26 protein-coding genes are annotated in these 26,455 nt (G+C 64.1%); 13 read left to right on the plus strand and 13 right to left on the minus strand.

Annotated elements, in window-relative coordinates:
• Positions 1–207 precede the first annotated feature (207 nt).
• The 3 genes from AC0L2X_RS26060 (at position 208) to AC0L2X_RS26070 (ending at position 4,261) form a co-directional block, all read left to right on the plus strand.
• Positions 208–459 (plus strand): hypothetical protein, encoded by a 252-nt coding sequence (locus AC0L2X_RS26060; RefSeq protein WP_473600600.1) that lies wholly within the window; start codon positions 208–210, stop codon positions 457–459.
• A 291-nt stretch (positions 460–750) separates the two neighbouring features.
• Positions 751–3,003: a transglycosylase domain-containing protein gene (locus AC0L2X_RS26065; RefSeq protein ID WP_473600601.1), complete on the plus strand. Its 2,253-nt coding sequence runs from the start codon at positions 751–753 to the stop codon at positions 3,001–3,003.
• 505 nt (positions 3,004–3,508) lie between these two features.
• Complete coding sequence (locus AC0L2X_RS26070; RefSeq protein WP_023675240.1) at positions 3,509–4,261, plus strand: SDR family NAD(P)-dependent oxidoreductase; 753 nt, start codon at positions 3,509–3,511, stop codon at positions 4,259–4,261.
• Positions 4,262–4,416: 155 nt separating this feature from the next.
• Here the strand turns inward: AC0L2X_RS26070 and AC0L2X_RS26075 are convergent, their stop codons facing one another.
• Both AC0L2X_RS26075 and AC0L2X_RS26080 read right to left on the minus strand, forming a co-directional pair.
• Positions 4,417–6,186 (minus strand): cation:proton antiporter domain-containing protein, encoded by a 1,770-nt coding sequence (locus tag AC0L2X_RS26075; RefSeq protein ID WP_473600602.1) that lies wholly within the window; start codon positions 6,184–6,186, stop codon positions 4,417–4,419.
• A gap of 440 nt (positions 6,187–6,626) precedes the next feature.
• Positions 6,627–7,076 (minus strand): baeRF12 domain-containing protein, encoded by a 450-nt coding sequence (locus tag AC0L2X_RS26080; RefSeq protein WP_473600603.1) that lies wholly within the window; start codon positions 7,074–7,076, stop codon positions 6,627–6,629.
• A 440-nt stretch (positions 7,077–7,516) separates the two neighbouring features.
• On the opposite strand from AC0L2X_RS26080, the gene cysG reads away from it, so the two are divergent.
• From cysG to AC0L2X_RS26110, 6 genes are all read left to right on the plus strand, one after another.
• Complete coding sequence (gene cysG / locus AC0L2X_RS26085) at positions 7,517–8,968, plus strand: siroheme synthase CysG (RefSeq protein ID WP_473600604.1); 1,452 nt, start codon at positions 7,517–7,519, stop codon at positions 8,966–8,968.
• The gene (locus AC0L2X_RS26090) at positions 8,965–9,270 is read left to right on the plus strand and encodes a DUF2849 domain-containing protein (protein WP_352488609.1); all 306 of its coding nucleotides are present in this window, start codon (positions 8,965–8,967) and stop codon (positions 9,268–9,270) included. The genes cysG and AC0L2X_RS26090 overlap by 4 nt, the downstream gene beginning before the upstream one ends.
• A 73-nt stretch (positions 9,271–9,343) precedes the next feature.
• A complete protein-coding gene (locus AC0L2X_RS26095) occupies positions 9,344–11,014 on the plus strand; it encodes a nitrite/sulfite reductase (RefSeq protein WP_473600605.1) in 1,671 nt (556 codons plus the stop codon).
• Complete coding sequence (locus AC0L2X_RS26100) at positions 10,989–11,753, plus strand: phosphoadenylyl-sulfate reductase (RefSeq protein ID WP_473600606.1); 765 nt, start codon at positions 10,989–10,991, stop codon at positions 11,751–11,753. Before AC0L2X_RS26095 ends, AC0L2X_RS26100 begins: the two co-directional genes overlap by 26 nt.
• A 58-nt stretch (positions 11,754–11,811) precedes the next feature.
• On the plus strand, positions 11,812–12,348 hold the full coding sequence (locus tag AC0L2X_RS26105) for a DUF934 domain-containing protein (protein WP_473600607.1): 537 nt from the start codon (positions 11,812–11,814) through the stop codon (positions 12,346–12,348).
• A 135-nt stretch (positions 12,349–12,483) separates the two neighbouring features.
• Positions 12,484–13,104: a DJ-1/PfpI family protein gene (locus AC0L2X_RS26110; protein WP_352665649.1), complete on the plus strand. Its 621-nt coding sequence runs from the start codon at positions 12,484–12,486 to the stop codon at positions 13,102–13,104.
• 44 nt (positions 13,105–13,148) lie between these two features.
• Here AC0L2X_RS26110 and AC0L2X_RS26115 read toward each other — a convergent pair whose 3' ends face one another.
• Positions 13,149–14,171, minus strand: a complete 1,023-nt coding sequence (locus tag AC0L2X_RS26115; RefSeq protein ID WP_023675248.1) for a fatty acid desaturase — start codon at positions 14,169–14,171, stop codon at positions 13,149–13,151.
• A gap of 126 nt (positions 14,172–14,297) precedes the next feature.
• Positions 14,298–14,501: a hypothetical protein gene (locus AC0L2X_RS26120; protein ID WP_023675249.1), complete on the minus strand. Its 204-nt coding sequence runs from the start codon at positions 14,499–14,501 to the stop codon at positions 14,298–14,300.
• Positions 14,502–14,738: 237 nt separating this feature from the next.
• Here AC0L2X_RS26120 and grpE point away from each other — a divergent pair, with 237 nt between their 5' ends.
• On the plus strand, positions 14,739–15,374 hold the full coding sequence (gene grpE, locus AC0L2X_RS26125) for a nucleotide exchange factor GrpE (RefSeq protein ID WP_473600608.1): 636 nt from the start codon (positions 14,739–14,741) through the stop codon (positions 15,372–15,374).
• A 123-nt stretch (positions 15,375–15,497) separates the two neighbouring features.
• On the opposite strand, the gene AC0L2X_RS26130 is transcribed toward grpE, so the two are convergent.
• Together AC0L2X_RS26130 and AC0L2X_RS26135 are read right to left on the minus strand one after the other, a co-directional pair.
• Complete coding sequence (locus AC0L2X_RS26130) at positions 15,498–16,277, minus strand: cupin domain-containing protein (RefSeq protein WP_473600609.1); 780 nt, start codon at positions 16,275–16,277, stop codon at positions 15,498–15,500.
• A 53-nt stretch (positions 16,278–16,330) separates the two neighbouring features.
• Positions 16,331–16,942 carry a TetR/AcrR family transcriptional regulator gene (locus AC0L2X_RS26135; RefSeq protein WP_473600610.1) on the minus strand — a complete coding sequence of 204 codons (612 nt, stop codon included), beginning with the start codon at positions 16,940–16,942 and terminating at the stop codon, positions 16,331–16,333.
• Positions 16,943–17,052: 110 nt separating this feature from the next.
• Between AC0L2X_RS26135 and AC0L2X_RS26140 the strand changes: the two genes are divergently transcribed.
• The gene (locus tag AC0L2X_RS26140; RefSeq protein WP_352488618.1) at positions 17,053–17,685 is read left to right on the plus strand and encodes a trimeric intracellular cation channel family protein; all 633 of its coding nucleotides are present in this window, start codon (positions 17,053–17,055) and stop codon (positions 17,683–17,685) included.
• A 9-nt stretch (positions 17,686–17,694) separates the two neighbouring features.
• Here AC0L2X_RS26140 and olsB read toward each other — a convergent pair whose 3' ends face one another.
• The 7 genes from olsB to AC0L2X_RS26175 form a co-directional block, all read right to left on the minus strand.
• Complete coding sequence (gene olsB / locus AC0L2X_RS26145) at positions 17,695–18,570, minus strand: l-ornithine N(alpha)-acyltransferase (RefSeq protein ID WP_292664606.1); 876 nt, start codon at positions 18,568–18,570, stop codon at positions 17,695–17,697.
• 149 nt (positions 18,571–18,719) lie between these two features.
• The gene (locus AC0L2X_RS26150; protein WP_473600611.1) at positions 18,720–21,008 is read right to left on the minus strand and encodes a hybrid sensor histidine kinase/response regulator; all 2,289 of its coding nucleotides are present in this window, start codon (positions 21,006–21,008) and stop codon (positions 18,720–18,722) included.
• An 88-nt stretch (positions 21,009–21,096) separates the two neighbouring features.
• Positions 21,097–22,086: an acrylyl-CoA reductase (NADPH) gene (gene acuI, locus AC0L2X_RS26155; RefSeq protein WP_352488622.1), complete on the minus strand. Its 990-nt coding sequence runs from the start codon at positions 22,084–22,086 to the stop codon at positions 21,097–21,099.
• 49 nt (positions 22,087–22,135) lie between these two features.
• Entirely contained in the window at positions 22,136–22,612 is a 477-nt protein-coding gene (gene lspA / locus AC0L2X_RS26160; protein WP_352489105.1) for a signal peptidase II, read from the minus strand.
• A 26-nt stretch (positions 22,613–22,638) separates the two neighbouring features.
• The gene (locus AC0L2X_RS26165; RefSeq protein ID WP_352488623.1) at positions 22,639–23,502 is read right to left on the minus strand and encodes a TrmH family RNA methyltransferase; all 864 of its coding nucleotides are present in this window, start codon (positions 23,500–23,502) and stop codon (positions 22,639–22,641) included.
• Positions 23,503–24,564: an RsmD family RNA methyltransferase gene (locus tag AC0L2X_RS26170; protein ID WP_473600612.1), complete on the minus strand. Its 1,062-nt coding sequence runs from the start codon at positions 24,562–24,564 to the stop codon at positions 23,503–23,505. It abuts the gene before it with no gap.
• An 89-nt stretch (positions 24,565–24,653) separates the two neighbouring features.
• A complete protein-coding gene (locus AC0L2X_RS26175) occupies positions 24,654–25,139 on the minus strand; it encodes a DUF1772 domain-containing protein (protein WP_473600613.1) in 486 nt (161 codons plus the stop codon).
• A 106-nt stretch (positions 25,140–25,245) separates the two neighbouring features.
• Here AC0L2X_RS26175 and AC0L2X_RS26180 point away from each other — a divergent pair, with 106 nt between their 5' ends.
• Together AC0L2X_RS26180 and AC0L2X_RS26185 are read left to right on the plus strand one after the other, a co-directional pair.
• Entirely contained in the window at positions 25,246–25,929 is a 684-nt protein-coding gene (locus AC0L2X_RS26180) for a helix-turn-helix transcriptional regulator (RefSeq protein ID WP_352488628.1), read from the plus strand.
• A gap of 86 nt (positions 25,930–26,015) precedes the next feature.
• On the plus strand, positions 26,016–26,384 hold the full coding sequence (locus tag AC0L2X_RS26185) for a VOC family protein (RefSeq protein ID WP_352488629.1): 369 nt from the start codon (positions 26,016–26,018) through the stop codon (positions 26,382–26,384).
• Positions 26,385–26,455 lie beyond the last annotated feature (71 nt).

Here is a 26,455-nt window from a genome sequence, read left to right on the forward strand (position 1 = left end):
TGATTGAGATCTGCAACGACCTCATTCTGGCACATCACGATGCCGTCGGGGGCCGTCCACCCCAACACGGACCCAAACGTCCGCTGCGCTCCGGTTCTCGAAAACCACGCCATATGTCTCGCCGGAGCGAATTCTCGTAAAGGCCATCGACCAGGAACCGAGGGCGCTTGTCCCGGCGCTCCGTTCGCTTCATCGGGAGGAATTGAAATGGCTGCGCGAAAACCAATCGAAACGGCACCGAAGGACGGTTCCAAGGTCACCGTCTATTGGCAGGACAGCGACGGCGTGATGAACGAGAGCATCGCGCAATACCGTTCGCTCGACCGGCTGAAGGCGGCCGGCGGCGACTGGGACGAAAGCGACGCCGGCTGGTGGGCCTATACCGACGGCCATACGCAAAGGAAGGTCGAGCCGATCAGCTGGCGGCCGGCCTCCGATGATCCGGACGCGGACGACTGACGGCTGTCGCAACCGCCGACCTGAAGTGATTATTCTGAGGCGAAGCGTATTTTGTTCTTGCTTTGTGCCGGCAGCTATGCTACTAATCTCCGTATGGTGCTTATTGGCTCCAACGACCCGCCCGCCGAGGCGGGTTTTTCATTTCCGGCTTTGGCACTGTCGCGGGCCGCGCGTGTTTCGCAAGCGATTGAATACAGTTTACTTCGATTTTTCCCGACTTAACCCGCCTTTAAACTGCCGCATCTAGTCTTCAACCCGAACGCCATAGGCATGGGGAAGACAGCACAGCGCATGGCGAACCGGAAAGACAGCCGCATCGAGCCCAGCTTCGAGGCATCGCCGGGGGCGAGATCCTCGTCCGGTTTTTCGGTGAGCGAGGAGGACCGCGTCGTGCCGAGCAACCGAAAAGCCGCTGCAAAGCGCAAATCGTCCAAGGCCAAGCCGTCACGCGGCGGGCGCGGCAAAGGCCGGCGCGGCCTGTTCGCCGTGCTTGGCCGGCTGTTCTACTGGTGCTTCGTGCTGGCCATCTGGGGCGGCATCGCCACTGCCGGCATCGTCGTCTATTACGGCGCGAAAATGCCGGCGGCCACCACCTGGGCCATTCCCGACCGAGCGCCCAACATCAAGATCGTCTCGGTCGACGGCCAGCTGCTTGGCAATCGCGGCATGAGCGGCGGCGAAGCCGTCGGGCTGCACGAAATGTCGCCCTACATTCCCGAGGCCGTCATCGCCATCGAGGACCGCCGCTTCTATTCGCATTTCGGCATCGACCCGATCGGTCTTTCCAGAGCCATGGTCACCAACGTTGTCGGCGGGCATTTCTCGCAAGGCGGCTCGACGCTGACCCAGCAATTGGCCAAGAACCTGTTCCTGACGCCGGACCGCACGCTGGAACGCAAGGTGCAGGAAGTGCTCTTGGCGCTGTGGCTCGAGCACAAGCATACGAAGGACCAGATCCTCGAAATGTACCTCAACCGGGTCTATTTCGGTTCCGGCGCCTATGGCGTCGAAGCGGCCTCGCGCCGCTATTTCGGCAAGAGCGCGCGCGATGTCACGCTGTCGGAGGCGGCACTTCTCGCCGGCCTGCTCAAGGCGCCGTCGCGGCTGTCACCGGCGCGCGACCCGAAGGCCGCCGAACAGCGTTCGCAGCTGGTGCTTGCCGCGATGCGCGACGAGGGCAAGATCAGCGCCAACGAGATGACCACGGCGATGAGCGCGCCGGCGACGCGCGCGCCGTCCTACTGGACCGGCTCGGAAAACTATGTCGCCGATACGATCATGGAAGAACTGCCCGATCTGATCGGCGATGTGCGCCGCGACATCGTCGTCGACGCGACCGTCGATCTGACACTGCAGAAGCTCGCCGAGGAATCGATCCGCCGGCTGATCGACCAGAGCGGCAAGAAGCTCAATGTCAGCCAGGGCGCGCTGGTGTCGATCGACAATTCCGGTGCGGTGCGCGCCATGGTCGGCGGTTATGATTATTCGACCAGCCAGTTCGACCGCGCCTCGGAAGCGCGCCGCCAGCCGGGCTCGGCATTCAAGCCGTTCGTCTATATGGCGGCGCTGGAATCCGGCCGCACGCCCGACAGCGTGCGCAACGACGCGCCGATCAGAATAGGCAACTGGACGCCCGACAATTACGGCGGCAAATATTTCGGCAAGGTGACGCTGGCGACGGCGCTGGCAAAATCGCTGAACTCGGTGGCCGCGCAGCTGACCATGGAAGTCGGGCCGAATGCGGTGGTCGAGGCGGCGCACCGTATGGGCATCCAGTCCGAGCTGACGGCCAACACCTCGATCGCGCTCGGCACCTCGGAAGTGACGCCGCTGGAACTGACCTCGGCCTATGTTCCCTTCGCCAATGGCGGTTACAAGCCGGATATCCATTTCATCCGCCGCGTCACGACGAGCGACGGCAAGGTGCTCTACGAGAACAATGGCGGCGGTGCGCCGCGCGTCGTCAAGGCCGACATCGTCGGCATGATGAACTCGATGATGACCGGCACGGTCGAGATCGGCACGGCCAGGAAGGCGGCGTTCGCCTGGCCGGCGGCCGGCAAGACCGGCACCAGCCAGAACTCGCGCGATGCCTGGTTCATCGGCTATACAGCCAACCTGACCACCGGCGTCTGGTTCGGCAACGATGACGGCAGCGCGATGAAGAAGGTCACCGGCGGCGCACTGCCGGCGCAGGCCTGGCACGAGTTCATGGTCGCCGCCCATGAGGGCGTGCCGGTGCGGCCGCTGCCCGGAACCTGGAAATCGACGCCGCCCGACACCGTCGTCCCGGACGACATACCGTCCGACACGGCACCGCCTGCGCCGGTCGCTTCCGTTGGCCAATCGACGCCGCCCGCAGCAGCCACCCAGTCGGCTTCGCGTCCCGCGCGTCCTGCCGAGACGGTCGATGCCGGCGGCCTGGCCATGCCGGGCGTCGACAGCGCCACCGGATCGATCAAGCATCCGGTGCCGCCCGGCGAAGTCGGCGGCCCGGTCAAGAAGCGGCAGACCTCGATCCTGGATATTCTGACAGGCGGCTGAACGTCAAAGCCATCAGACTGATCGGGATTGACAAACTCGGCCTATAGTTGATCAGTTGGTCGACTATTGCCGGGTAAGGCGAACGATGGAAGCTGTTCGTAGGTTCAACCGTCTGAGCTTTGAACAATGGGCGTTGCTGATCGCCATAACAGCAAGTGCCATTTTGTTCCGACAGATACCTAATCTCAGATCTGAGCCGGCATACCTTCTTGATGAGAGAATAGGTGGAATGACCGGCGCCTTCATTGCCAGTCTTGCCATCCCGTATGGTCTGGCTTGGCTCAGTGGGCGCGTGTTCCGGAGGTCCCGTACCGTATTTCTAAGTGTCCTGGGGGTTTTGGCGGTACTCATGTTCCTCTCAAACCTCAGCATGCGCTACGAGTGCCCCACCTGTTTTTGAAGAGATCGTCCGTTATTCGGCATCGGGGCGCATGCTCGCGCGGCCGTCGAATGGCCCTCGCCACCGCAACCATATTCGGCTAGATCACGCGCCGGAGACTCGCTAATGGCAGAGACCGACACCAGAAAGACCATCGTGCTGACCGGCGCCAGCCGTGGCATTGGCCATGCCACGGTCAAGCGCTTTTCACGCGAAGGCTGGCGCGTCATCACCTGCTCGCGCCAGGCCTTTGCCGAGGACTGCCCCTGGCCGGCCGGCCCGGAAGACCACATCAAGGTCGACCTCGCCGACCAGGAGGATGTCGGCATCGCCATCTCGGAAATCCGCCACCGGCTGGAGGCGCATGGCGGACAGCTGCACGCGCTGGTCAACAATGCCGGTATCTCGCCGAAGCTCAAGGACGGCAATAGCCGCATGAACTCGATCGACACGCCGATGCATGTCTGGCGCGACGTCTTCCAGGTGAATTTCTTCGCGCCGATCATGCTGGCGCGCGGCCTGTTCAAGGAGCTGGCGTCGGCCAAGGGCTCGATCGTCAACGTCACCTCGATCGCCGGCACCCGAGTGCATCCTTTCGCCGGTACCGCCTATGCGACGTCGAAGGCGGCACTCGGCTCGCTGACGCGCGAGATGGCGCATGATTTCGGTCCGCACGGCATTCGCGTCAACGCCATTGCGCCGGGCGAGATCGACACCGCGATCCTGTCGCCGGGCACGGAAAAAATCGTCGAGACCATTCCGCTGAGACGGTTGGGCACCACGGCGGAAGTCGCCGACATCATCTTCTTCCTATGCTCGCAGCAGGCGTCCTACGTGACCGGCTCGGAAATCCATATCAATGGCGGCCAGCACGTTTGAGCGGTTGGTTTTATCGATCGTCGGCGCTGCCCCTCATCCGCCTGCCGGCACCTTCTCCCCGTATAGGGACGGGGAGAAGGGACAAGCTCCAACGCTGACGCCCCCCTCTCCCCGTTCTTCGCGGGGAGAGGGTAAGGGTGAGGGGCAGCGCAGGCTTAGGCTGCCGAAGGCTTCGGTGCTGCCAAAACCTCCTCGACGATCCCACGCGCGATCTCGCGTTCGCCCATGATGACGGTGTCGGCGCCAAGGCCCTTGAGGTGCTCGACCTCGGCGTCGGAATGGGCGCGGGCGATGATTTCGATTGCCGGGTTGGCGGCGCGGGCGCGCAGCACGACCTGCCCGGCTTCGAAGGCGTTGGGGATGGCCAGGATCAGCCGCTTCGCACCCTCGGGATTGGATGCGGCGAACACGTCGCCATTCGCCGCGTTGCCGGCAACGGTTTCGATGCCGTCAGCCTTGACCTTCGCCAGCGTCTTGTCGGCATCCTCGATGACGAGGAAGGGCAGGGCGGCCTGTTTCAGCGACGCGCCGACGAGGCTGCCGACCCGGCCGTAGCCGATCAGGATAGTGTGGCCGGTCAGCCTCGTCCTGGGCGGCGGGTCACCCTCCTTCGCAGGCGCCGCGACCGAAGCGACCTGGCCGGGCTCGGTCGCCGGGCCGATCGGCCTTGCTTCGCCGGACGTCGCCGTCCTGCCGGCGCGTGCTTCCAGCCAGGGTTTCATCCGGTCGACGGCAAGAAACATCAACGGATTGAGGACGATCGACAGGATGGCGCCGGCGAGGATGAGGTCGCGGCCTTGTTCGGGCAGCAGCTTCAGCCCGACGCCGAGTTCGGCAAGGATGAACGAGAATTCGCCGATCTGGGCAAGGCTTGCCGAAATCATCAATGCGGTTGCGACCGGATATCGGAAGACGACGACGATGACGAAGGCTGCCAGCGACTTGCCGATAACGATGATGGCCAGCGTCGCCAGGATCGGCCAGCCATTGCTGATCAGGCTGAACGGGTCGAACAGCATGCCGACCGAAACGAAGAACAGCACGGAAAAGGCGTCGCGCAGCGGCAGCGATTCCTCGGCCGCGCGATGGCTGAGCTCGGATTCGCTCATGATCATGCCGGCGAAGAAAGCGCCGAGAGCCAGCGACACGCCGAACAGCTTGGCCGCGCCGAAGGCGACGCCAAGCGCTATCGCAAGCACCGCCAGCCGGAACAGTTCGCGCGATCCGGTATGGGCGACGTAGTGCAGGATCCAGGGGATAAGCCGGCGGCCGACCACCAGCATGACCACGACAAAGGCCGCGACCTTGGCTAGTGTGATGCCGACGACGCCCCAGACGCCGTAGCTCGCCGGCAGCGACAGCAGACCGCTGGAGTGCACCTCCACCTGCTCTTGGCCGCCGAGCACGCCGGCCAATGCCGGCAAAAGCACCAGCGCCAGCACCATGGCGAGATCCTCGACGATCAGCCAACCGACGGCGATGCGGCCGCGCTCGGTCTCGATCAGCCGCCGCTCCTGCAGGGCGCGCAACAGCACCACGGTCGAAGCCACGGAAAGTGCCAGGCCAAAGACCAGCCCGGCGCCCATCGACCAGCCGAGCATCCAGGCAAGGCCGGCGCCGAGCGCTGTCGCGAAGCCTATCTGCACGATGGCGCCGGGCACGGCGATGGCGCGAACCGACAGCAGGTCCTTCAGCGAGAAATGCAGGCCGACGCCGAACATCAGCAGGATGACGCCGATCTCGGCCAGTTCATTGGCGAGGCCGGCATCGGCAACGAAGCCCGGCGTGTTCGGTCCAACCAGAACGCCGGCGACGAGATAGCCTACCAGCGGCGGCACGCGAAAACGGTTGGCAAGTGCGCCGAAGACGAAAGCCAGCCCCAGACCGGCGACGATGGTGGCGATAAGGGGCGTGTCATGCGGCATTGTCTATGAAGCGCCTTCAGGAATTGCGATGTCGAGTGTGCGCCGCCCACAAGCCGCCGCCTTGGCAGTATGGAGGCTGCGACAGTCGCGAGACAACCCCGCAGTCACCATGAAATCGATGACAAGGCGGCAAAAGACGGAGAGCCGGCGGGATTTGCCACTACGCCGCGGCTTGCTCCGTAGGCGCAACCAATTGGCAAACTCGGCGCCGCCCCTCAACCCCCTGCCGGGACCTTCTCCCCGTGCAGAACGGGGAGAAGGGGCTTGGACGCAACGCTGGCGACCCCCTCTCCCCGTCCTTCACGGGGGTCCGAAGGACGGGCGAGACAAGCGGCTCGCCCCGGAATGGGTAAGGGTGAGGGGCAGCGCAAACCGAGCCGATTACCCTGGCCTGCTCCAGCGTGGCGATTAATAAGGAATTGCTGCGCCGCCGATGCCGATCAGGTCGCCTGCAGCAGGTTCTCGATATCGGGTATGCTGTGGTTGGTCAGCGTCTTTGGAATTTCCGCCGTTATCTTGTCGGTGACCTCCTTGTGCAGCTTCCTGCGCATGTCGCCCAGCACCGCCGGCGGCGCGATCAGCACGATCTCCTTGAACGTGCCGCGATGCGCGAGCTTGTAGAGCCTGTCGGCAATCTCATCGGCAAAACGCTCCTTGCCGAGACGGTGCCAGTCGGTGTCCTCGACCGCACTGCGGTGGACGGAAGGGCCGTCGCTGTAGCGGCCGGGGCGGTCCGTGCCTTGTTCTCGGGTTGCCGGATTTTCCTGCTCCATCTCGTGCACGACCTGAAGGTCGGGATATTGGACGTCTCCGCGGTTCTCGAGGAACAGCGCCTTTTCGCCATCTGCCACCACGATCCATAGTCCGCGTTTCAGTCTGACGTTGCTCATGGGGCGCTCCTTTTTTGATTTTTCGAGCCCATCGCCGGGCCTTTGCCGCAGGGGTGTGGCCAAGCCTAGGCCCATAAGGCAAACGCGTGCCGAGGCGGGAATGTTCCGGTATTCGGACCCGGTGCTCCGACAAGGGCCGGCAAGGGTGCGGGGCTGCCGTCGATGGCTCGGTCGGCATCCGGCGGCTTAATCTACTAAATTGATAGAATTTAGAAAAATCTGTTTTGTGCCTAGCTCCTCCAGCCGCTAAAAAGGCGGCGGATCAAGGGCCGCAACAGCAGCTTCAATCCGCTCCGCATTTGAATGTGGAATATTTTTCTCTTGGCGTTCATGCTTGCAGAAAAGAGATTGCCTGCTACCAAGCGATGCGCGAGTGGGTGCCTTCTGGTTTTTCGCGCCCTCGCGTAGAACTGACAAACGGTTCCAGGATTCCGCTCGTCATGCCGCAAGCCACGCCCAAGCTCAATGCGTTTCCCGTCTTCATGCGGGTCGAGGGCGAAGCCGTAGCCATCGTCGGCGGCGGCGAGGAGGCGCTGGCCAAGGCGCGGCTGCTCGCGCAGTCGAGCGCTGTGCTGCGCATCGTCAGCGATGCCGCAAGCGCCGATCTGCTGGCCTTTATCGCCGAGACGGGGGCCACCCACATTGCCGACGCCTACGATGCAGCACATCTCGCCGGTGCGGTGATGGTGTTTGCCGCCAGCGGCGACGAGGCGCTCGACCGCCGCGTTGCCGGGGATGCGCGCCGGCTGGGCATTCCGGTCAATGCCGTCGACCGGCCGGAGCTCTGCGATTTCTTCACGCCGGCACTGGTCAACCGCGCACCGGTCGCCATCGCCATCGGCACCGAAGGCGCCGGCCCGGTGCTGGCGCAGATGCTGCGCAGCCGCATAGACCGCATGCTGGCGCCCTCGCTCGGTCCGCTCGCAGCCCTTGCCGCATCGTTGCGCGACGCCGCCGAAAAACTGCTGCCGAAAGGCAATGCCCGCCGCCGCTTCTGGAGCGATTTCTTTGGCGGCGCACCGGCCCGTGCCGTGGAGGCTGGCCGGCTTTCGGAGGCGCATGATGCAGCGGTCGGCCTGTTGCTTTCGAACGAACCGGCATCGGGCCATATCGCGCTTGTAGGCGCCGGTCCCGGCGCCGAGGACCTTTTGACGCTGCGCGCCCATCGCCTGCTGATGGAAGCCGACGTGATCGTTCATGACGCGCTGGTGCCGGAGGCGATCGTCGCCATGGGCCGCCGCGATGCCGAGCGGCTGCCGGTCGGCAAGCGCAAGGGCTGCCATTCCAAGAGCCAGGCCGAGATCAATGCGCTGCTGGTCGAGCTTGGTCACGCCGGCAAGCGCGTCGTGCGGCTGAAGTCCGGCGACCCGCTGGTGTTCGGCCGGGCCGGCGAGGAGATGGCGGCCCTTCGCGATGCAGGCGTCGCCTATGAGGTGGTTCCGGGCGTCACCGCGGCGTTTGCCGCCGCCGCCGATTTCGAACTGCCGCTGACGCTGCGCGGCGTGTCGTCGTCGATGGTGTTCACCACCGGCCATGACCTCAAGGGAAATTCGCTGCCCGACTGGGCAAAGCTCGCCATTTCCGGCGCGACAGTCGCCGTCTATATGGGCCGCTCGGTCGCCGCCGAGGTGGCCGGCCGGCTGATCGAAGCCGGCCTGTCGCCGGATACGGCCGTCGCCGTGGTCGAGAATGCCAGCCTTCCCAACCGCCGCCGTTTCCACGGCACGCTGGCCGACCTGCCGTCGCTGGAGGCGCGTGCCGACCTCAGCGGCCCGGTGATGACCATCATCGGCGACGCCGTCGCCGGCGCCAATTTCGAACGGTCCGAGCCGCTGGCGGCACACAGGCAGGAAAGCGTGGCCCGTGCTGCCGCGCAAGGAGTGAACCAATGAAAGTCCTGACCGCGAACCGCCTCGCCGACGGCATAGCCGTCTGGTACGCCAATGGCGGCTGGGCCGAGACCATCGACCATGCCGACATCGCCCATGACAAGGCGGCCGAGGACCGGCTGGAGGCGATCGGCGCCAAGGCCTCCGCCAACAACGAAGTGGTCGACGTCAATCTGATCGACGTGACCGTGGTCAACGGCAAGGTCGAGGCGGTCCGGCTGCGTGAAAAGATCCGTGCCGCCGGCCCGACCACCCGCAACGATCTGGGCAAGCAGGCCCGTCCGCAAGCCGCACGCGCGGCATAGATGACACAAGCATGATCCCGATCATGCTCGAACGAAAAAAATAACGGGCGGACGCGCCCGGAAAGACCTGAATATGTACCGTTACGATGAGTTCGACCACGATTTCGTCAAGGCCCGCGTCGCCGAGTTCAGCGACCAGGTCGCGCGGCGGCTTGCCGGCGAGATCACCGAGGACCAGTTCCGGCCGCTTCGGCTGATGAACGGCGTCTATCTGCAGCTGCATGCCTATATGCTGCGCATCGCGGTGCCCTACGGCACGCTGAACAGCAAGCAGCTGCGCATGCTCGGCCATATCGCCCGCAAATACGACAAGGGTTATGGCCATTTCACGACGCGCCAGAACATCCAGTTCAACTGGCCGGCGCTGTCGGACATTCCGGCGATCCTGGGCGACCTGGCAAGCGTCGAGATGCACGCCATCCAGACCAGTGGCAACTGCATTCGCAACGTCACCGCCGACCACTTCGCCGGCGCCGCCGCCGACGAGGTTGCCGATCCGCGCCCCTATGCCGAAATCCTGCGGCAATGGTCGTCGGTGCATCCGGAATTCTCGTTCCTGCCGCGCAAGTTCAAGATCGCCGTGACCGGCGCCGAGCGCGACCGCGCCGCCATCCAGACGCACGACATCGGCCTGCATCTGAAGAAGAACGCCGCCGGCGAGCTTGGTTTCGCCGTCTATGTCGGCGGCGGCCAGGGCCGCACGCCGATGGTGGCCAAGAAGATCCGCGACTTCCTGCCCGAAGCGGATCTGTTGTCCTACTGCACGGCGATCCTGCGCGTTTACAACCTCTACGGCCGTCGCGACAACAAGTTCAAGGCGCGCATCAAGATCCTGGTCCATGAGACCGGCGTCGAGGAGATCACCCGCCAGGTCGAGGCCGAATGGCAGGAATTGAAGGACGCCGAGCTGAGGCTGCCGGAAGAAGACATCCGCGCCATCGACGCCTATTTCGCGCCGCCGGCGCTTGTCGACCGGCCGGAAGGCGACGAGGCGGTCAAGCTTGCCCGCCTCGACTCCAAGAGCTTTTCCGAATGGCTGGACCAGAATGTGGTCACCCATCGCCATCCCGACTACGCGGCGGTGACCATCTCGCTCAAGGGCATCGGCGAGACGCCGGGCGACGCCTCCGACAGCCAGATGGAAGCGGTCGCCGACATTGCCGAAAAATATTCATTCGATGAGCTGCGCGTCAGTCACGAGCAGAACCTGATCCTGCCGCATGTGGCGCGTGCCGACCTCAAGGCGGTCTATGACGCGCTTGTCGATATCGGGCTGGCGACGGCCAATTCCAACCTGATTAGCGACATCATCTCCTGCCCCGGCCTCGATTATTGCGCTCTGGCGACGGCGCGCTCGATTCCCGTGGCGCAGGAAATTTCGCGGCGCTTCGCGTCGCTGGAGCGCCAGCGCGAGATCGGCGAATTGAAGCTGAAGATTTCCGGCTGCATCAATGCGTGCGGCCATCACCATGTCGGCCATATCGGCATCCTCGGCGTCGAGAAGAAAGGCGCCGAGCTCTACCAGGTGACGCTCGGCGGCTCGGCCGACGAGAACACCTCGGTCGGCGAGATCATCGGTCGCGGCTTCAGTTCGGAAGAGATCACCGATGCCATCGAGCAGATCGTCGAGACCTATCTCGGGCTTCGGCTGGACAGAAACGAACGATTCATCGACGCCTACCGCCGAGTCGGTCCCGCGCCGTTCAAGGAGGCGCTCTATGCTGGCGAAACCAAGGCCGCTTGACCGTATCGTCGACGTCGAGGCCGGCATCGCCGCCCAAGCGGCAGGTCTCGACGCGCTCTACGGCCATCTGAAGCCGCTGGAGATCATCGAGCGGTCGGCCCGGGAATTCTTTCACGGCGAAATCGCGGCCGTCTCGTCCTTCGGCGCGGATTCGGCGGTGCTGCTGCACATGATCGCCGAGATCGACCGCACGCTGCCGGTGATCTTTCTCGACACCGGCAAGCATTTCGAGGAAACGCTCGGCTATCGTGACGCGCTGGTCGCCGATTTCGGGCTGACCGATATCCGGGTGATCAGGCCCGACGATGCGGCGCTGGCAAGGATCGACCCGACCGGCAATCTGAACGAGACCGATACCGACGCCTGTTGCGACGTGCGCAAGGTCGAGCCCCTGGCGCGCGGCGTCGAGCCGTTCCGCGCCTGGTTCACCGGCCGCAAGCGCTTCCAGGCGGCGACCCGGGCAGCGCTCCCGGTGTTCGAGGCGGTCGGCTCGCGCATCCGTATCAATCCGCTGGCGCACTGGACGACATCGGACCAGGCCGGCTACATGCGCGCACATGTGCTGCGTGAAAACCCGCTGGTCGCCTATGGCTATCTGTCGATCGGCTGCTTCCCATGCACGCAGCCGGTGCAGCCGGGCGACGACGCGCGCAGCGGCCGCTGGGCCGGGCACGCCAAGACCGAATGCGGCATCCATTTGTCGGGGCTGGAAAGGTCGCTGACCGACGCCTCGCTTTAGGGTCTTATTGGGATCCAGGATTTTTGGCATTCAGATTTTGGACTTGGGAAATTTCTTGATGAGCGACTTGATAGCCGAAAACGCCACGCGGCTGTGGACACCGGATGGGTTCCGCGAGGACGAGTGGGTTCATGCCGAAAGCGCCGAGGCGCTGGTCGGCAATGGCCGCGTCATCCTGCCGCTGCAGGCGTTTCTCGGCCTCGATCCGGAGGTGCGGCGGTCGGCGAAGGAACGCATCGGCGTGCTGCTGCAGCCCGGCGACCAGCTCGAAAAGATCGCCGGCCTGCTCGATCAGCTGTCGCTGGTGGCGCTGGCCTTCCCGGCGTTCAATGACGGCCGCTCGTTCTCCAAGGGCGAATTGCTGCGCAGCCGTTACCACTTCACCGGCGCCATGCGCGCCACCGGGCAAGTGCTGGTCGACCAGCTGCCGCACATGCTGCGCCTCGGCTTCGACGAATTCGAGATCTCGCACCCGGTGCTGCTGAAGCGGCTCGAGCAAGGCCGCACCGGCGGACTGCCGCTGTTCTACCAGCCGTCGGTGAAGCCGGAGGCCAAAGGCCCGAAATATTCCTGGCGGCGGGTGCGCGCCGGCTGATCCGCCCCAGAGGGCCAGAAACCCTATCTGGTCGGACCACATTCCCGATTCGGCCTTTTATTTTGCGCCTCTCCACCTTAGGAGGCCTATTATTTCGCGCTCCGAATAAATGTGGCCACAAGGGAGGAACCGGATATGGCTGGCAAGAAGATATTGATGCTCGTTGGCGAGTTCAGCGAGGAATACGAGATTTTCGTCTTTGAACAGGCCATGCACGCGGTGGGCCATACCGTCCACGTCGTCTGTCCCGACAAGAAGGCCGGCGACATTCTGAAGACCTCGCTGCACGACTTCGAGGGCCACCAGACCTATACGGAAAAGCTCGGCCACGACTACATCCTCAACAAGACGTTTTCAGAGGTCAACCCGGCCGAATACGACGCCGTCTACGCGGCGGGCGGGCGCGGGCCGGAATATATCCGTATCGACAAGCGCGTGCAGGCGCTGGTGCGGCATTTCCATGAGACGGGAAAACCGATCTTCACCATCTGCCACGGCGTGCAGATCCTGATCGCGGTCGACGGCGTGGTTCGCGGCCGCGAAGTCGCGGCGCTGCAATATTGCGAGCCGGAAGTCACGCTGGCCGGCGGCATCTATATCGATGTTGCGCCGACCGGCGCCCATGTCGACGGCAATCTGGTGTCGGCCAAGGGCTGGCCGGGCCTTGCCGCCTTCATGCGCGAATGCCTGAAGGTGCTGGGCACCGAGATCCGCCAGGGCGAAATCCTGATGCGCGACCAACGCCGGGCGGCTTGAGGCTCGGAATTTGGAGCCGCCGCACTCTTCGTGCGGCGGTGCGTCTACACGGCCATCCGCGCTTCGCGGAATGATACCAGCTTGCTGCGGCTCTCGTCCCACAGCGCCAGCTTGACGCAGCGCAGGCTGTCGAGAAGCGTGACGCGGCCGATCTCACGCAATTCCGGATAGTCCCTCAGCACTTCCGGAAGCCGGTAGCATGGCACCTTGGCCGAGAGGTGGTGCACGTGGTGTACGCCGATATTGCCGGTAATCCAGTTCAGCACCGGCGGCAGGTCGTAATAGGACGAACCGTGCAGGGCTGCGTGCTGGAATTCCCACTCGGAGTCCTTTGTCCACTCCGTCTCCTCGAACTGGTGCTGAACATAAAACAGCCAGATGCCGGCCGATCCGGCGAGGATGACGATCGGCAAATGCACGACCAGGAACGCGCCGGGGCCAACGAACCAGATGAGCAGCGCGGCGATGACCGCGATGGCGAGATTGGTCGACATCGACGACACCCAGGGGGTGAGGCCACCCCGCATCATGCCCAACGGCAGTCTCTGCTCGAAAATGAAGATCCATATCGGGCCAAGGCCGAACATCACCAGCGGATGGCGATAGAGGCGATAGGCGAGCCGGCCCCGCCACGACAGTTGCCGGTATTCGGCGACGGTCAGTGTCTTGATGTCGCCGGTGCCGCGCTCGTCGAGATTGCCGGCGCTGGCGTGATGGGTTGCGTGGGCGCGGCGCCAGCAATCGTAGGGCGTCAGCGTCAGCACGCCAAGCACGCGGCCGATCCAGTCGTCGGCATAGCGGTTGGCAAAGAAGGACCCGTGGCCGCAATCGTGCTGGATCATGAAGATCCGCACCAGAAAGCCGGCTGCCGGAAGGATGAGGACCAGACCCCACCAATGGCCATAGGCATAGGCGGCCGAGGACAGTGCCCACAGCGTGGCGAAGGGAATGAGGGTGATGGCGAGTTCGACGGCGCTGCGACGCCTGTCGGGCTTTTTATAGCGCGACAGGATTTTCAACCAGGCGCGCTTGCTGTTTGCCACAGCTTCGGGGGAAATCATGTTCATCATGAAACATAGGCGGAGCAGGGCGCTGCCGCAAGACGAAGATCACGCAAAGTTACTGCGCGTAAATGTCGCGCGATGGCGAGGAATTGCGGCCGCAATTGCAGGTCGCGTCGTTGGCGGCGGTGTCTACCGACGGCGCCCGCCTGCGACCACCTTGGCTTCCACGCCGTCCAGGCGGTCGAGCAATTCCTTCAGACGGTCGGGAATATCGGACTCCGTGCGGAAGGCCGGCAAGGTGCGCAGAAAGCGCTTGGTCGCCTCGGTGCCGAGCTGGCGCCGGATATCGGCAGCGAGCCCGTCGCGTTTTTCGCCATTCCTGCGGGGCATCATCTCAAAATCCTGTGTCGGCTTCGAAACTCTTCCAAGGGAGGAATGGTTCCCGCATTGTAGTAGCCTGGCAAGCAAAGCCGGCGGTCACGGTAAAGTTTGAATTAAAATCGAAAGGTTTGCGCGGCCCGCCATCGGGCCGCGACAGCGGCTGCAGTAGCGCTTGCCCCTTGATTTTTGGTCGCTAAACCTCGATATCGGGCGCAAATCCACATCATTCGAAAATGACGGGAAACGGCGATGAGCGACCAGGCAAAAGACGAACGCGCGCCCGACGAAGCCGAGAAGACCGAGGCTGCCGCGGAGCCAAGGGAAGGCGGCGTCGACGGCGACTATGAAGCGCTTGTGCGGCTTCTGAAGGAAAACGAAGAGCTGAAGGATCGCGCACTGCGCGTCGCGGCCGACATGGAGAATTTGCGCCGCCGTACCGCCCGCGACGTCCACGATGCGCGCGCCTATGCGGTCGCCAACTTTGCCCGCGACATGCTTTCGGTGTCAGACAATCTGCGCCGTGCCCTGGATGCTATCCCGGAGGAGGCCAAAGCTTCGGGCGATGCCGGGTTCAAAGCGCTGATCGACGGCGTTGAGATCACCGAGCGCGCCATGCTGTCGGCGCTGGAACGTCACGGCGTGAAGAAGCTCGAACCCGAGGGCGAGAAATTCGATCCGAATTTCCACCAGGCGATGTTCGAGGTGCCCAATCCCGACGTGCCGGCCAACACGGTCGTGCAAGTCGTGCAGCCCGGCTATTCGATCGGCGAGCGCGTGTTGCGGCCGGCCATGGTCGGCGTCGCCAGGGGCGGCCCCAAGCATGTAGCAAGCGAAGCGCCGGTCGAGCCGGGGCCGGTCAATGAGCAGGCCGAGAAGGATGCGTGAACTGGGAATAGTGCACCGTTCTGCAGCAACCGTCACCAAAGCGTGAGGGATGATCGACCGCCCCCAACCTGTCCGATTGGAGGGGGCGATCAAACAGGTCGCCGTGCAGGGCTTTCCTGCCCCTCAGCCCAGCAGTTCACAGCCATAGCGGCGAACCACGTCGGGGAATGTCTCCATGTCCGGCATTCCTTCTCCGTCCGGAGGGATGCGCCTGTCGTCGGTGGGCACACTGGTCGCCCTCAGAAGTTCCTCGAAACCGCCAGGCGTGAAGAAGAACAGCATGCGGGCCGGCCCACGCTTGACCGTATAGCGGTGCGGCACGTCGCGTGGCCCAAAGAGAAACGAACCGGGTCCAGCCATTATCTTCCTGCCGCCGATCTCGAACTCGATCTCGCCTTCCATCACCTGGAATGACTCGTCCTCGCGATGGTGCACATGCAGCGGCGCCTCGCCTTCATTCTCGAGCACTTCGATCAGCGTGAACTGGCCCGCCGTCTGGGCCGCTGTCGCCTTGATCACCGCCAGCGAGCCAAGCCACCAGCGTGCCTCTCCTTCCAAGGGGTGACTGCAAAAGGCGCGAGGGGTGCTCCCGCCGGCTTTGCCACTAGCCACGGCCGCCACAGAGTGGTAGCCGACCTTCAGCGAGGCGGTGTTCACCATCGAGCAATAGTTTTTGATGCCGGGCAAAGTAGACCAGACTTCGCCAGCCGCCTTGGCGCTGTCTATGTCCGCCCATTGGAATATCTCCGTCCAGCCGCCTTCGGATTTGAGCAGGCGACGGTTGAGGAAACCCTTGAGCTTTCGCACCTCGTCATTCACTTCATCCCTGGTCTGCAGGAACATCTGCTCGGTGAATCCGGGCTTCAATGCAAATTCGGTGATTTCAACGACATTCGTGTCCATGACTTCCTCCCTTTGCTATCTGACCTTTGTTTCGCCTCCCGCATTCTGTTCGCTCAAGACGTGCTCGTTCGGCCTTGGCCTTTGAGCCAGCAGAGCGCCATTTCTGTTGCCGTTTCGACGGCGAGGTCCACCGCCATGCCGCGTATCCGCATCGCGTTGAACGTCGGAAAGTCGAATAGAAAGCTGATTGCCTGCACGACATCATTGCCGGGACTGTCGTGCGCCAGTGCCTCGCGCACGAATCCGGCCACCATGTGTCGCAGGTATTCCTCCCATTCCCGCATGGCTGGAAGCTGGCGCTCGCGCAGGTCGCTTTCGAGATGCCGTCCGCCACGGTGGTAGAAGGCGAACAGCTCGTTGGCGACCCGGTGCAACCGTTCTTTAGAGTCCGTCGCCCCGCCGATTATCTCCGTCACCGATTCGGGCGACGGAGGACGCAGGCGCTCCATCAGCACTTCGCCGCACGCCGGAACTAGGTCGTCCAGAGTAGGAAAATGCTTGTAGACGGTGCCAACGGCGACATCGGCTTCCGTAGCGATGTCCTTCCAAGTCGTGCCGAAGATGCCGTTCTGGGTGTGCAGCTTGATTGTCGCGTCGAGGATGCGCTGCCTCGTCTTAGCGGAGGCGGCAGTCCGGGAACCCATGCTGTAGCGGCGAGGGGACACAGGCGTCCACCTAATTGAATGAACAATTCAACCATTTAATTCATTTGGGGTCAATCCGCTTTCTCGGGAGCCACTCGCTATTCCCTACTCACTGTTTCATTATTCACTCCATGAACCCCATTGAGCTTCTCGACTACACCGGCGTCGCCGTTTTCGCGGCGACCGGTGCGCTGGCCGCCTCGCGCAAACAGCTCGACATTATCGGTTACCTGTTTCTGGCTAGCGTTGCCGGCATCGGGGGCGGCACGGTTCGCGACGTCATCCTCAACGTGCCCGTGTTCTGGGTGGGAAACCGCGACTATGTGCTAATCTGTGCGGCGGTGGCGGTCGTCGTCTTCTTCAGCGCACATCGTTTGGAGTCCCGCTACAAATTGCTGCTCTGGCTCGATGCCATAGGTCTTGCGGCCTTTTCGGTGATGGGCGCGGCCAAGGGGCTGACGATCACCGGCTCACCTGTAGTTTCGATCGTCACCGGCATGCTCACCGGAACCCTTGGCGGCATTCTGCGCGATCTGTTGACAGGTGAGCCTTCGGTGCTCCTGAGACCGGAGATCTACGTTACCGCAGCGCTTGCCGGCGCCGGCCTCTACACACTTGGCGATTTCGCCGGACTGCCGCCGCTTGCGTCGGGCCTGGCAGGTTTCATGGCGGCTTTCTGCGTGCGCGGCGGCGCGCTCAAATTCGGCTGGGCCTTTCCGTCCTACAAAAGCAAGCCTGGCCGGCGTCCGGAAGATATTCCCTGAATTAAGGTGTCAGGCCGCAAACCGCTGCGCTTCCCCGCCATAATAATTGACGTAGCGGGCGCCGATCTCCTTGACGGGCATCACCACGAACACGTCGACCGTCGAGAATTCACGGTCGATGACGCAGCCGTCGCCGATGCGCGCGCCGACGCGCAGATAGCCCTTGACCAGCGGCGGCATCGCGGCGATCGCCGCCTTGGCATTGACGGCCTCGATCGGCATCAGATCCATGGAACAATAGCGCCCGGCGACGGCACGCACGTCCCACGATGAATTCGTCCGGCAGTGGTGGGCAAGATAGGTCAGCGCCTCGGCATGTGCCGCCGGCACGGTGCCGTGGAACGACGCGCAACCGGTCATCACGCCGATGCCGTAATGGTTGATATAGGCCCAGATGCCTTGCCACAGCGCCTCGATGGTGCGCTTCGAGCGGTATTCCGGCAGAACGCAGGAGCGGCCGAGTTCGAGGAAGCGCTGGCCGGGATGCCGCGCGATCAGCTTGGTCAGCTCGAATTCGCCTTCGGAATAGAAGCCGCCGGCCGCCGCGGCAATCTCCTGCCGCAGCAGGCGGTAGGTGCCGACGATGCGGCGATGCTCGGGGCCGGAAAGCGAAGTATCGAAGACCAGCAGATGGTCGCAGAGGGGATCGAAGCGATCGGCGTCGCGACGGTCCTGCATCTGGAACAGGTCCTTCCTGGCGCCAAGCTCGTCGTAGAACACCCGGTAGCGCACTTCCTGCGCGGCAGCGATCTCGGCCTCGTTGCGGGCGAGCCGCACTTCGAGATTGCCGATGCGGCCGAGCGATGCGCCTTTTATGACGGCATCGGCGTTCCGGCCGACGAGCAAAGGCCCGCTGGCGTTCGGCCGAGCATCACATTCCGGCATGACTGTATGCACGAGTGATTCTCCTTCGAGCCATCCCTCTTGGCACGGGGATACGGTGTAGGTGCAACAGGATTGTGACAGTACCGTGATACGGCTCTGCGGGCAATACTTCGTCGGCTGGGTAATCTATCAACCGTCTATGTTGTGCCTCAGGCGGCCACTTGGCCCTCGACCGCATGAACCAGGGCATCGGGGTCGAGCGGCTTGGTGACGAAGCCGCTGGCACCGTGAGCGAGCACGGCGTGGCGGGTCTTTTCCTGGCTGTCGGCCGACAGCACCATGATCGGCACCGGCGGCACCGCGGTCTCCTCCTCATGGCGGCGGATGGCGGCGATGGCGTCCAGACCGTCCATGACAGGCATGTGCAAGTCCATCAGCACCACGTCGTAGCGGTGCTTGTGGCCGGTGCTGATGACCGCCTCGACGGCGGCCTTGCCGTTGCCGACCACTTTGACGCGATGCCCGGCCTTCAGGAGGGTGGCGCGGGCCAGCATGGCGTTGATGTCGTTGTCCTCGGCGATCAGCACTGACAGGCCCTGCTGGCGGCCGCCAATGGCGTGCCCAGCCTGCGCGCCGCGCTTTTGCAATTGCGGCTCGGCGATGACCGGCGCATGGCTGGTCAAAAGCACGCGCAGCAGTGTCTCGCCGCGCACCGGCCTCGCCAGGAAGGTGGCATAACCGTTGGCACGGAACTCGCCAAGCATGCCGCGGTCGGTGGGCGCGATCAGCGTCACTGCCTCGCAATCGGCAAATCCGCTCTGGCGCAGGCGCCTGAGCAGCCTGCCGTCGCTTTGCTCCATGGCAGCATCGATCAGAAGCACGTCGCAGCCCTCGGCGAAAGGGGTGGCCTGGGCGGCGGCGGTGGCCAGATCGACCGTGCCGCCATTGGCGCGAATGGTGCGGGCAATGGCTTCGGCCTCGACCAGGTTCTTCGACACGATCACCGCATGCCGGCCCGACAGCGGGTCCTGCCGGATCTGCGCCGCCTCGACGGCGGAAATAGCGGGAATATCGAAGACGAACTCGGACCCCTGGCCAAGCCGGCTCGACACGGAGATGGTGCCGCCCATGGCGGTCACCAGGCGCTTGGAAATGGCAAGACCGAGGCCGGCACCGCCATGCGCACGGGTCGAGGTGCCGTCAGCCTGTTCGAAGTCCTCGAAGATGCGCTCCATGTCCTGCTCGCGCAGACCGGGGCCGGTGTCTGAGATGGTGAAGCGGATGCGGTCGGTGGTTTCGGTGCGGACGCGGGCGATGCTTGCCAGGACACCGCCGCTGTCGGTGAACTTGACGGCGTTGCCGATGAGGTTGAGCAGCACCTGCCTGACCCTGCCGGGGTCGGCGGTGATCAACTGCGGCACGTCGGGTTCGACATGACAGCCGAGGCCGATATCCTTGGCAAAAGCCCGCGCCGCCAAAAGCTCGACGACATTGTCGGCGATCTCGCGCACCGACGTCGGCTGCGGTTCGGGATCGAAGCGGCCGGCCTCGATCTTGGAGTAGTCGAGCAGGTCCTCGATCAGCGCCAGCAGCGCGCTGGCCGAGGTCGAGATGGCGCCGACATAGGTCCGCTGCTCGGGCGAAAGGCTGGTGTCGGCGAGAAGCCGGGCCATGCCCATGATGCCGTTCATCGGCGTGCGGATCTCGTGGCTGACTGTGGCGAGGAAGCGCGATTTGGCCTGGCTCGCATATTCGGCCCGCTCGCGGGCGGTGATCAGCGAGGATTCGGCGCGCTTGCGGGCAGTGATGTCGCGGGCGATGGCGCGATGCGAGACGGCGCCGCTGTCCTTGTCGCGCACCGACAGCTCGATCCAAGAGAACCAGCGTGGGCCGTCCGGCGTGCGAATGGCGACGTCGGTGGAACTCAGGCATTCATGGTCGGAAAACGCGGCGTCGGGGACGATGCCGACATCGATGCCCAGTTCGGCCAGGGTCTTGCCGGCAAGGTCGCGCTGGTCGGTTTCGACAAGGTCGGCGAAGACCTTGTTGGCGTAGACGATGTGGCCGTCGCGGTCGCGGTGGACGACGAGATCGCCGAGTGCATCGATCAGACCGCGAAAGCGCTCCTCGCTCTCCTGCATCTCCCACATGCGGTCGGCAAGCGTCTCGATTTCGGCGCGGCTGCGGGCGGTCGTGGCATCGAGCAGGGCCACCGCGCGGCGCTCGGTGCGCCTGTTGCGCAGATGCATGGCGAGCCCGGCGATGGCTGTCGCCAAAAGGCCGATGGTGATGAAGATCGGCGCTCCGGTCAGATGCGAAAGGCCCGCCAGCACGACGATGGCGACGAGCGTCAGGAAGGGCAGGCCTTCGCGGTTGGAGGCCGGCAGTTCCGGCGCCAGCGGCGGCGCGGCGACAAGCTGCCGTCCTGGCGCCTCGGGGGCCGTCCCGTCGGCCCGTTCGGCTGGTTCCGCCTCTCTGATGCCGGGTTCCGCAATCATACGGAACTCCTGCCAGACAGAGCTTATCGAAGGTTGTGGTTGATCGTTCGAATTTTAGCGGTCGCGCTCTTTTTTGTCCCTTTGGGGCTCACATATCCACCACCACGCGGCCGCGGATCTTGCCCTCGACGATGTCATGCGCGGCGCCGATGATGCCGTCGAAGCCGATGCTCGTCGACAGGCTGGCAAGCTTTGTGTGGTCGAGATCGGTGCCGATGCGGCGCCAGGCCTCGAGGCGGACCGCCTTGGGCGCCATCACCGAATCGATGCCGAGTAGCGAGACGCCGCGCAGGATGAAGGGGGCGACGCTTGCCGGCAGGTCCATGCCGCCGGCAAGGCCGCAAGCGGCGACGGCGCCGCCATAGGAAGTCATCGACAGAACGTTGGCCAGCGTGTGGCTGCCGACCGCATCGACGCCGCCGGCCCAGCGTTCCTTGGCGAGCGGTTTTGCAGGCTGGGCAAGCTCGTCGCGTGAAATTACTTCCGCGGCGCCAAGGTCTATCAGATACGGGCTTTCGGCAGCGCGGCCGGTCGAGGCAATGACGTGATAGCCGAGGCTGGACAGGATCGAGACCGCGACCGAGCCGACGCCACCGGCAGCGCCGGTCACCACCACCGGGCCGCGGTCGGGCACGATGCCGTGGCGCTCCAGCGCGATGACGCAAAGCATTGCGGTGTAGCCGGCGGTGCCGACCGCCATCGCATCATGCGAACTCATGCCGTCCGGCAGCGGCACCAGCCAGTCGCCCTTGACGCGGGCGCGTCCGGCAAAGGCGCCGAAATGCGTCTCGCCGACACCCCAGCCGTTCAATATGACCTTGTCACCCTTGCGCCAGTCGGGACTGGAAGACGAGATGACGGTGCCGGCGAAATCGACGCCCGGCACCAGCGGCCAGCGGCGGATCACCGGCGCCTTGCCGGTGATTGCAAGGCCGTCCTTGTAGTTCACCGTCGTCGCCTCGACCGCGACGGTGACATCGCCTTCCATCAGGTCTGCTTCGGTAAGCTCGGTCACCGCGACCGACTGGTTTTTCTCGGCGTCGCGCGAAACGAGGATGGCTTTGAAGGTTTCGGGCATTTTTTCTCCTCGGGCTTGCAGATCAGAATGCGGCGCCAGGCGAGTGAGGTCAATCGCCCGACGTTCCGCGCCGCCAGCCAATGAGTTCGTCGAAGACGACCAGCACGGCACCGACCGAAATGAAGGCGTCGGCCAGGTTGAAGACGGCGAAGGACCAGACCGGCGTATGGAACAGGACATAGTCGATGACATGACCATAGGCAGCGCGGTCGATCAGGTTGCCGAGTGCGCCGCCGACGATCAGCGCGAAACCGATGCGGGCGAGCAGGTGGCCGGGCGGCGTGCGGGCCGCAAGATAGAGCACGAAGGCGACCACCAGAACCGCGACGACCACCAGGCCGGTGTCGCCGAAGGACGAAAACAGCGAGAACGCGATGCCGGTGTTGTAGGTGCGGTACAGCGCCAGGAACGGCAGCAACTCGAGCCGTTCCTGAAAGGCAAGGCCGGTTTCGACCAGATATTTCAGCCACTGGTCGAGCGCTATCGCGGCAACCACCAGAAAAGCGTAGGGGCTCCAGGATTTCATGGTTTGCAGTTTCACGGCTTGGGATGTCATGATCCGGCGTCCTCAGGGCCGAGCTTCAGTGCGCCGCGCCGGATCTCGAACAGCATGACGCCGGTGGCCACCGCAAGGTTGAGCGAATCGGCGCGGCCGGCCTGCGGTATCCGCAGCAGCTTGTCGCAGCTTGCGGCAAGCTCGTCAGGCAGGCCTTGCTGCTCGTTGCCCATCATCAAAAGCACCGGGCCTTTTGAAAAATCGACAGAGCGGTAGTCGACCGCACCCTTCAGATGGGTGCCGGCGACAAGGCCGGGGAAGCTCTTTCGCCAGGCGAGAAAAGCCTCGGGCGTCGCCTTGGCGACCGGCACGGCGAAGATCGAGCCCATGGTGGCGCGCACCGTTTCGACCGAAAAGGGATCGGTGGTCTCGCCGACCAGAATAACGCCCCTGGCTCCGACAGCGTCGACGGTGCGGATGACGGTGCCGAGATTGCCGGGGTCGCGCACACGATCGAGCGCCACCCAGATGTCGCCGTCACGGGCGCGGATGTCCTTCAGCGGCAAGAATTTCTGCGAGAACACGCCGACGACCATTTGCGGATTGTCGCGACGGGTGATGGCGACCAGCACCTTTTCCGAGACTTCAAGTACGGTGCCGCCGGCTGCGACCGTGCGCGCCGCGACCTTTTCGACTGCCGCATTGCCACGTCCGGCCTTGGCGAAGACCAATGTCCTGATCGACCAGCCAAGATCGAGCGCGTCGATGACCAGCTTCAGGCCTTCGGCAATGAAGGCATTCTGCTGGTCACGGAATTTCTTCAACGCGAGCGCCTTGATGTCCTTGACCAGCGGGTTGGCGAGGCTGGTGACTTCCTTCACCTGCCCTGGCGCGCCCGCGTGCCGTTCGTACGCACTCATTCAAGCCACCCAGCGTGAGAACAACGATGTCGAAAGCGCCCGACCGGCAGATTTCTCGCGGATGATCAATTCGCCCGATTCGACCGTGCCACCCATGCCGGCGAAGGTGTCGCGCATCAGGGCATGGATGGCGAAGAAGGAGGCGCGGATCGAATAGGCGGTCAGCACCACGGCGAGCGGCTTCGGCGTCAGGATCGCGCGGCAGATGTCGGTCAGCGCCGGCAGGTCCTCAAACAGCTGCCAGACCTCGCCTTTCGGTCCGCGGCCATAGGCCGGCGGGTCGAACAGGATGATGTCGTAGCGGCTGCCGCGGCGCTCCTCGCGTTCGGCGAATTTCACGGCATCGTCGACGATCCAGCGGATCGGCTTTTGCGACAGGCCCGCCATCTCCTGGTTTTCGCGCGCCCAGCCGATCGCCTTCTTGGAAGCATCGACATGGGTGACCTCGGCGCCGGCACGCGCCGCCGCCAGCGAGGCAAGGCCGGTGTAACCGAACAGGTTCAACACCTTCACCGGCCGTTTTGCCGCCGCGATCAGTTCGGCCATGTGGTCCCAATGCGAGGCCTGCTCGGGAAAGACGCCGACATGGCGAAACGACGTGAAGCGGCCGAGATAGTCGATGCCGTCGTGCTTCATCGGCCAGGTCTCGCCGAGCGGCGTCTTGGGGAAGCGCCAGCGGCCGATGCCTTCCTCGTCGGTATCGCCGGTGAAAACGGCGTCGGCGCGCTCCCAGTCCCTGGCCGGCAAAGCCTTTTGCCAGATCGCCTGGCCCTCCGGCCGAACGATGCGGTAGGGGCCGTATTGCTCGAGTTTTTCTCCGGCGCCGCTGTCGAGCAGCGCGTAGTCCTGATTGGGGCCGACCTCGAGGATCAGCGGCAGATGTTCGGCAGGCAGCGCGCCATCGCGGCGGGATAGAGGGCGCGGCGCGGCTTTCGGCTCGGACCGGTCCTGCGGTCTAGGCTCCGCGCCGGCGGTCAGGCCGGCATCGCGCCGCCGCGGCTGCTCCGCCCCGCCCTTCGCGGGCGGGCGGCTGTCGCGGCGTTTGTCGCGAAAAGGTTTCAAGAAGGCGCATCTCCGGACGGCGGCTTGGCCGCTTCTGCCACAGCGTATTGACCGGCGCAACAAAAGGGCTGCCGACGTGTGCAACCGGATCAGCCGCGCCTGATCGCTAGCAGGCCGATTGCGAGCGCTATGAAACCGACGGCCTTGAAGCCGGTGACGACCATATGGCCGGTTTCCCAGCGGATCCGGATCGTTTCGAAATTATCCGGGATCGGTCCAGGCACCCAGGTGGCCAGGACATCGTTTGCCGGTTTGACCAGCGTAAACCACGCCACGAGGGCCATCAGATAAAGCACGGTGGCGGCCAAAACCCACCAGAATGCCGGGCGATCGCTGCGCAGTATCCAGGCGAGGAGGCCCGGACAGACGATCGCCGCCACGTCCAGCGGTGCGCCGATAATCGCGAAGAATTGGAACTGAGCGTTGAAGACACTGGTGTCACGCCAGAGAGAAGGCGGCCATCTGGTCAGCCGCGGCACCGATTCCAGCACATGGGCGAAGGAAGGTCCGAGGCTGAGCGCAGCGATGGTGGCGGTCAAAACCGACCAGAACAACAGAAAACCGCGTATATCCATAATGGCCAGACAACGGCGTCAGGGCGCAGACGTTCCCGTCCGCCACCATGTCGCTTGCCGCCGAAAGTGCTGGGGCTCTATCGTGATTGAAACCAGGTCATGATTCATGTCCCGTGCTGAACGCCTGCTCGACCTGATCCAGATCCTGCGCCGGCACCGCCGGCCGGTCAGCGGCCGCAGCCTTGCCGGCGAAATGGGCGTGTCGATCCGCACGCTCTATCGCGATATCGCCACGCTGCAGGGGCAGGGCGCGCCGATCGAGGGCGAGGCGGGGCTGGGTTACGTGCTCAGGCCCGGTTTCATGCTGCCGCCCTTGATGTTCACCGATGAGGAGATCGAGGCGATCGTTCTCGGTTCGCGCTGGGTGGCCAAGCAGCCGGACTGGCGGCTTGCGAACGCCGCCACCGACGCACTGGCCAAGATCGCGGCGGTGCTGCCGGACGATTTGCGCGAAGAGCTCGACGCCTCGACGCTGCTGGTCGGGTCGCGCACCGAGGTCACCGAAGGCATCGATCTCGGCGTGGTGCGGCAGGCCATCCGGGAGGAGCGCAAGCTGAGCTTTGTCTATCGCGACGCCGGCGGTGCTGCCTCCGAGCGCACCGTCTGGCCGTTCGCACTCGGCTTCTTCGACAAGGTGCGCGTCGTCGCGGCCTGGTGCGAGATGCGCCAGGATTTCAGGCACTTTCGCGCCGATCGGATATCCGGCCTCAACGCCACCGAGATGCGCTATCCGCGCCGCCGTCAGGTACTGCTCAAAGAATGGCGGGCGACGCTCGACACGCCAAACTGAGGCTGCTGCTCACTTAAGACTGCTGCCAGAATCTGGCAGTGGCGTACGCTATGCTCCGCCAATCGAAACCATCTGGAGAGCAATTCATGACACCGCCCAATTTCGTCATCCTCTATGTCGACAAGCCTGAGCAAAGCGGCGCCTTCTACAGCGCGCTGCTTGGGCGGCAGCCGGTCGAGACCTCACCGACCTTCGTGCTGTTCGTGCTCGACAGCGGCTTTAAGCTCGGCCTCTGGTCGCGTCACACCGTGGAGCCGGCCGCCGCGGCAGCAGGCGGCGGCGCCGAGATCGTCTTTGCGCTGGACACGCCTGACGAGGTCGATGCTACTCACGCCGACTGGTCCGGACGGGGTCTGACCATCCTGCAGAGCCCGACCGACATGGATTTCGGGCGCACGTTTGTCGCGCTCGATCCGGACAACCACCGGCTGCGGGTTTATTGGCAAAGGGAGTAAGGGAGTAAGGGAGTAGGGCAGTAGGGCAATAGGGCAGTAGGCGAGAGCAAAGTAGCACTAGGCGCGGCGCC

The organism is Mesorhizobium sp. WSM4828, assembly GCF_055811175.1.